The following is a 6,574-nucleotide window of genomic DNA, read 5'->3' on the forward strand; positions in this document are numbered from 1 at the left end:
TCCCTTGCAGAATCGTTTCTGATGATCTCCCCCGCCTCGTCCCAAATCATTAGCTCGGACAATGCGGACGGCCCGTCCCCGGCACCCCGGGAACGGGCCGTCCGCACCAGCTGCCGCGCAGGTGCCCGGCAGGTGCTCAGCAGGCGTCGAGGAACCGGTCCAGCACCCGGACGCCGAACTTCAGCCCGTCCACCGGCACCCGCTCGTCCACGCCGTGGAACATCCCGGCGAAGTCCAGCTCCGGCGGCAGCTGCAGCGGCGCGAAGCCGAAGCAGCGGATCCCGAGGTCCTGGAACGACTTCGCGTCCGTCCCGCCCGACAGGCAGTACGGCACCGCGCGGGCGATCGGGTCCTCTGCCCGCAGCGCCGTCTGCATCGCCTCCACCAGCGCACCGTCGAAGCTGGTCTCGATCGCCCGGTCCGAGTGCAGGCTCTCCCGCTTCACGCGCGGGCCCAGGACGCTGTCCAGCTCCGCCAGGAACTCCTCCTCGCAACCGGGCAGGAAGCGCCCGTCCACGTGCGCGGTGGCCTGGCCGGGGATCACGTTCACCTTGTACCCGGCACCGAGCATGGTCGGCTGGGCGGTGTTGCGCAGCGTGGTGCCGATCATCTTGGCGATGCCGCCGAGCACGCGCAGCGTCTCGTCCATGTTCTCCGGGTCCAGCTCGACCCCGAGGGCGTCCGACAGCTCGTCCAGGAAGGCCCGGACGGTCTTGGTGATCCGCAGCGGGAACTTGTGCCGGCCGAGCCGGGCGACCGCCTCGCACAGCTCGGTGATCGCGTTGTCGTCGTTCTCCATCGAGCCGTGCCCGGCCCGGCCCTCGACCGTCAGGCGCATCCAGTGCATGCCCTTCTCGGCCGTCTCCACCAGGTACAGCCGCACCTGGTCGTTGACCGTGAAGGAGAAGCCGCCGACCTCGCCGATGCCCTCGGTCACGCCCTCGAACAGCTCCGGGTGCTTGTCCACCAGGAACCGCGCCCCGTACGTGCCGCCGGCCTCCTCGTCCGCGACGAACGCCAGCACCAGGTCGCGCGGGGGCTTGCGTCCGGTGCGCAGCCGGTCGCGGACCACCGCGAGGGTCATCGCGTCCATGTCCTTCATGTCGACCGCGCCGCGCCCCCAGACGCAGCCGTCCGCGATCTCCCCGCCGAACGGGTCGTGCGTCCAGTCCGCGGCGTTGGCCGGCACCACGTCGGTGTGGCCGTGGATCAGCAGGCCCGGGCGGGAACGGTCCTCGCCCTCGATCCGGACCACCGTCGAGGCGCGTCCCTTCGCCGACTCGAAGATCTGCGGCTCCACCCCGAACTCGGCGAGCTGCTCGGCGACGTACTCCGCCGCCTTGCGCTCCCCCGGGCCGGAACCGTCCCCGTAGTTGCTGGTGTCGATCCGGATCAGATCGCGACAGATCCCGGCGACCTCCGACTCAGCCGTCACCCTCGGCGTCGCCGACTCGCTCCGCTCGCTCACGGTCACTCCTCGTCTCTGGCCCGCACCGACGCACCAGCGCGCCATCCCCAGGACCTGCACCCGGGCCGTACGAGCACGTCCGCCCATCCTCCCCCAGCCCCCGGGCCGGATCCACCCCCCGCACACCCCCGAAACCCCCTGGTCACGCCCCCGCCACACACACCCCCTTGCCTCCGCCACCACCCCCGATCCCCCACCCGGAACCGTTTTGGGAGCCCAAGCCGATCTTTGCTACAGTTACATCTGTCAGCGCGGCCGACGAGAGAACGAAATCCGCAAAGACGACACCCCGTCCGGGTGGCGGAATGGCAGACGCGCTAGCTTGAGGTGCTAGTGCCCTTTATCGGGCGTGGGGGTTCAAGTCCCCCCTCGGACACCATAGATGCGGGTCAGGAGATATCCTGGCCCGCATTTTGCGTTAAGCGCGGCCTGGGCGGCGCCCGGGCTGCGGGGGCGGTTCGGGCGCCGCGTCAGGTGGGGGCTACCTGGTGTGGAGGCGGTGGGCCGGGCCTACCGGAGGGCGGCTGCGGTGACGGCCTGGGGCGAGCGGGTGCCCCGCCGCCGTCACTGCGCCCTTCCTCGGGCTGCCGGAGCACCCGTCCCGGATGGCTCAGAAGGCTCCGGACGCCGGGCGGCACCGCCGATCCGGTGGGTGACGATCAGTCCGGAGAGCCGGCGCAGAGTCGGACCACCAGCGCTGTGGCGAGTGCGGTGAGGCCGCCGAGGAGCATGACCGTGGAGGTCGAGGCGGTGTCGACCACGGCGCCGCCGAGCAGCGCGCCCAGGGAGATGGTGGCCTGGAAGGAGGAGGTGAAGACGACGGTCGCCGCCTCCGGCGCGTGGGGTGCCGCGGTGCGGAACCAGAGCTGGGAGCAGACCGGGACGGCGCCGTACGCGAGACCCCACAGGAGGAGGAGTACGGTCGCGCCAGGTGTGGTCCGCCCGAGGACGGGGAGCAGCAGGGTCGAGGCGGCGAGCAGGCAGGCGGCCGTGACGAACGCGGGGCGCAGGGCTCGTGCGGCCCAGGTGCCCACGAGGAAGTTCCCCGCGATGCCGGAGACGCCGTAGGCCAACAGGAGCACGGTGACGAGGTTCGGGCCGGCGTGGGTGACGTCCTGCAGGAACGGCGTGACGTAGGTGTACGTGCCGAAGTGGGCCGCCACGACGAGGAACGTCACCGCGATCCCGGTGCGTGCGCCCCTCGTCCGGAGCAGGCCGCGCAGCACGGACAGGCTGGTGCCGGTCTGCGGCGGCAGCGGGGGCAGGGACACGGCGAGCGCGGCGAAGACGATCAGCGTCAGCGCGGCCATGGCCGCGAAGGCGGTCCGCCAGCCGGCCAGGTGGCCGAGGAAGACCCCGGCGGGCACGCCGAGGACGGAGCCGAGCGGGACGGCCGAGAAGATCACGGCGTTGGCCCTGGCCTGCCGGGCTTCGGGCACCAGGCGCGGGGCGAGGCCGGCGCCGATCGACCAGAAGGCGCCGATGACCACGCCGAGCACGATCCGGGCCACCAGCACCGCCCAGTAGGCGGGGGCCAGCGCGTTGAGGAGGTCGGCCAGGACGAGGGCGAGCATCAGCACGCAGAGCATGGTGCGCCGGTCGGTCCGCCGGGTGGCGACGGTCACCACGGGGGCGGCGACGGCGGCCACGATCCCGGGCAGGGCCATCATCAGCCCGGCCGTGCCGTCCGAGATCCGGAACGAGGCGCCGATCGGTGTCAACAGGCCGATCGGCAGGATCTCGGTGGTGACGAGGGAGAAGATACCGGTCATCACCGAGACGACGGCGAGCCAGCCGCGCGCCGGGACCCGGACGGAGGCTGCGGGGGCGGGCGGGGCGGCGACCACCGGGTCGGGGGCGGGCGGGGCGGAGCGGGGGGAAGGGGGCACGGCGACGGTCCTGTCTGACGATCAGCGGGTGTCTCCGGACGAGTCCACCAGCCCTCCCGGGCCCCGGTCTGGCGTGATTGCGACGTCGACCGTGACGCTGGGACCTCGACATTCGACGGGTCGGCCGGGTAAGGGTGGTGCCGGGCGCGCCAGCCCCGTGGAGCGCCTGATGCCTGGGAGGAAGCCGATGTCCGCACCTGTTCAGCACCACCGGTTCGCCGTCGACGAGGACGGCAACGACCTGGGGTACGTCCTGTCCCTGCCGGACGGGTACGACGGGGGCCCCGGGCCGTGGCCGCTGCTGCTGTTCCTGCACGGCGCCATGGAGCGCGGCGAGGACCTGGCGGCACTCGCCGCGCACGGGCCGGTGCGGCAGATCGCCGACGGGGCGAAGCTGCCGTTCGTGGTGGTGGCGCCGCAGTGCCCGGCCCACAGTTCGTGGGTGGCGGAGTTGAGCACGCTGGCGGCCCTGGTCGAGGACGTGTCGCGGACGTACCGGATCGACCCGGACCGGCGGTACGTGACCGGCCTCAGCATGGGCGGCGCCGGGGCGTGGGCGCTCGCCGCCCGGTACCCGCGCCGGTTCGCCGCGGCCGTACCGGTCTGCGGGTCCTGGCTGCAGGAGGCCGCGCCGCGCCTCGCCGCCCTCCCGGTGTGGACCTTCCACGGCGACGAGGACGACGTCGTCCCGGTCGAGCACACCGACCGACTGGTCGCGGCGCTGCGGGAGTTGGGCGGTCCGGTGCGGTTCACCCGCTACCCGGGAGTCGGCCACGACTCCTGGACGCGGACGTACGACGACCCCGAGGTCTACGCCTGGCTGCTCGCCCAGTCCCGCAGCGCGGGCTGAGGACGCGGGCCGGGCGGACCGGGGGCCGTCCGGCACCGGTGCCACCGACCTTGGGCCCGTCCGGCCCTGGCTCCACTGCCCCTGACTCCGCTGCCCCCGGTTCCGCCGGCTACTGCTGCGGGCCGGTCGCCTGGCGGGGGCGGGTGGGGCGCGGGACGGCGACGGGCAGGGCGTGCCCGGTGCGGTCGTCGGTGTGCCAGGACTGCGACTGGAAGGCCAGGAACACCGCCGCCCAACGGTTCTCCGACGGCAGGTGGATGAGCAGCGCGCCGTCCTGGTACACCCCGTCGTCCGCCCGGAACCGCCCGCCGTTGCCCTGGTTCATGTGCACGTCGTGCACGCCGTTGCCGGGCAGGAAGCCGAACACCTTGTCCGGGACGCCGGGTTCGGGCCCGAAGCGCTGCCCGAACACGTACACCGCGGCCACCGGGTCGGCGATCGCCCGCTGGACGTGCCGGTCGAGCAGGTCGGCGAGGTCGTTGTCCGGGCCCGGGAGGTCGGGCGGCAGGACGCGCATCGCCGCAGGGTCGAACAGGCGCCCGCGGACAAAGTCCAGGCTCGCCGTACCCGGCCGTGACGGGAGCGGGTGCCAGCCGCTGCCGGCCGGTGGGAGGGCAGCGGTGGCGGGGTGCCGGAAGTCCTCGACCGCGAGGTAGCGCAGGTCGGCGGGGGCCTGCTGGGAGAGGACGTTGACCGCCGCGCGGAAGTCGGTGCCCTGCGCATCGCGCAGGTGGATCTGGTAGTGCGGGGTGTCGGTGGCGCCTTCACGGCGCCGGTCGACGGCGGTGCCGGCGAGCACGCCGTAGTCACGGATCGGCATGGGTGCGGTTCCTCGGTTCGCTGGTTCCCCGCCGGCCGGTCGGCCGGGGCTTCCTCCGTTATCGCGCACCCCGCCGACCGGGTTCCGGCGCATCCCCAGGTGTTCATCTCCCGTCCGCTGAAAGGGCTTTCGCGCCGCGGGGCGTTGGCGTCCGGGCCGGCGGCAGGGGCCGAAGCCGGGCGTCGGCAGTCGGTCGGGTCACCGGCCTGGCCGGCGCCGCCGCGCCCCGGTCGGCCGGGACGGGACCACGCCTGCGCCGACCCCGGACCAGCTCGCCGGTGACGAAGGCCGTCACCGCCGCGACGATCAGCAGCGGCATCTGACGCAGGGCGGGGCCACCACTCTGCTGCTGGGGCGTCCCCGGCATCGCCGCTCCTTCGCGCTCCCGGGGCTCGCGGCCCCCGTCCTGTGACCGAGTCTCGCCCGGCGGCGGGGGGAGCGCACGGCGTGCGGCCGTCAGCCGGGCGCCGGGCGGCCGTGGTGGCGCCGTACGGGTGAGGGGGTGAGGCGTGAAGCGTGAGGCGGTGAAGCGTGAGGCGGTGAAGCGTGAGGCGGTGAGGCGGCCGGCGCGAGGACAGACCCCTAGGTGTACTGACCACGGAGGTTGGTGACGGGGCTCACGGGACAGAACACCTAGACCCGCTGGACGTCGCCGAGCGCGCTCTCGATGCCCTGGACCATCCGCCACAGCGGCGCCCGGCGGCTGGCGACCAGCACCACCACGTCGTCCGCCCCGGCCTCGCCGTCCGCTCCGCCCTCGGCCGGGCGGTCGCGCCAGGTGCCGGTGACGAAGGCCATCGCCGCGTCGACCTCGGCCACCCAGTCGCTCTCCCCGCCCGATCGCAGCCAGGTGCGCAGGGCGTGGTTGTGCGCGGAGACCACGGCGGCGGCGATCACGTCGGCCCGCAGCGGGCCGTCCGGACGGTCGGCGAACCGGCCGCGCAGGTAGGCGGCGAGGGTGTGCTCGTAGCGCCAGACCACCGACAGCTCGTACGCCCGCAGGCCGGGCACCTTGCGGGTGAGGCGGTAGCGCTGGACGGAGAAGGAGGGCTGCTCGGCGTACATCCGCAGGACGAGCCGGGCCGCGTCGCAGGCGTGCTTGACCGGGTCCTCCTCGCCGGTGCCGGACTCCAGGAACTCCGTCATCTCGGCGAGGCTGCGCTCGTGGTCCGGGAAGACCACGTCCTCCTTGGCCGGGAAGTAGCGGAAGAAGGAGCGCCGACCGACCCCGGCGAGCGAGACGATGTCGTCGATGGTGGTCTGCTCGAAGCCGCGTTCCAGGAAGAGCTCGAAGGCGGCGGCGACCAGCGCCTCGCGCATCGCCGGCTTGGCGGGCCCGTCGTTCATGGGCAGGTCCTGCTCTTCCTTCTCGCTCATTCTCGGAACATAGCATCGGCCCCGAACGGCCGGACCGGTGCCCGGTCCGGCCGTCGGTACACCTCGGAGCCGCCGTTACGGCAGGTTGCGGGCCATGACGATGCGCTGGACCTGGTTGGTCCCCTCGTAGATCTGGGTGATCTTCGCGTCCCGCATCATCCGCTCCACCG

The 6,574-nt window shown here is 73.3% G+C and carries 6 protein-coding genes and 1 tRNA gene; 2 read left to right on the forward strand and 5 right to left on the reverse strand.

Features of this window, described 5'->3' with window-relative positions:
• Window positions 1-136 precede the first annotated feature (136 nt).
• Entirely contained in the window at window positions 137-1,468 is a 1,332-nt protein-coding gene (locus tag ACIOJE_RS37035; RefSeq protein ID WP_400782592.1) for a M20/M25/M40 family metallo-hydrolase, read from the reverse strand.
• 291 nt (window positions 1,469-1,759) lie between these two features.
• Between ACIOJE_RS37035 and ACIOJE_RS37040 the strand changes: the two genes are divergently transcribed.
• Window positions 1,760-1,847 (forward strand) — tRNA-Leu (locus ACIOJE_RS37040).
• A 280-nt stretch (window positions 1,848-2,127) separates the two neighbouring features.
• On the opposite strand, the gene ACIOJE_RS37045 is transcribed toward ACIOJE_RS37040, so the two are convergent.
• Window positions 2,128-3,240, reverse strand: coding sequence for an MFS transporter (locus tag ACIOJE_RS37045; RefSeq protein ID WP_400782599.1), 1,113 nt, complete (start codon window positions 3,238-3,240; stop codon window positions 2,128-2,130).
• Between the two features lie 304 nt (window positions 3,241-3,544).
• Between ACIOJE_RS37045 and ACIOJE_RS37050 the strand changes: the two genes are divergently transcribed.
• Window positions 3,545-4,207, forward strand: coding sequence for a prolyl oligopeptidase family serine peptidase (locus ACIOJE_RS37050; RefSeq protein WP_280681861.1), 663 nt, complete (start codon window positions 3,545-3,547; stop codon window positions 4,205-4,207).
• Window positions 4,208-4,316: 109 nt separating this feature from the next.
• Here the strand turns inward: ACIOJE_RS37050 and ACIOJE_RS37055 are convergent, their stop codons facing one another.
• The 3 genes from ACIOJE_RS37055 to ACIOJE_RS37065 all read right to left on the reverse strand — a co-directional run.
• Window positions 4,317-5,027 carry a YukJ family protein gene (locus ACIOJE_RS37055; protein WP_280681863.1) on the reverse strand — a complete coding sequence of 237 codons (711 nt, stop codon included), beginning with the start codon at window positions 5,025-5,027 and terminating at the stop codon, window positions 4,317-4,319.
• Between the two features lie 633 nt (window positions 5,028-5,660).
• Window positions 5,661-6,404 (reverse strand): TetR family transcriptional regulator, encoded by a 744-nt coding sequence (locus tag ACIOJE_RS37060; protein ID WP_400782594.1) that lies wholly within the window; start codon window positions 6,402-6,404, stop codon window positions 5,661-5,663.
• A gap of 75 nt (window positions 6,405-6,479) precedes the next feature.
• Window positions 6,480-6,574: acyl-CoA dehydrogenase family protein (locus ACIOJE_RS37065; RefSeq protein WP_132919430.1), on the reverse strand; the 95-nt coding region annotated here is incomplete at its 5' end.

Source organism: Kitasatospora sp. NPDC087861 (assembly GCF_044742585.1).
Classification (GTDB): domain Bacteria; phylum Actinomycetota; class Actinomycetes; order Streptomycetales; family Streptomycetaceae; genus Kitasatospora.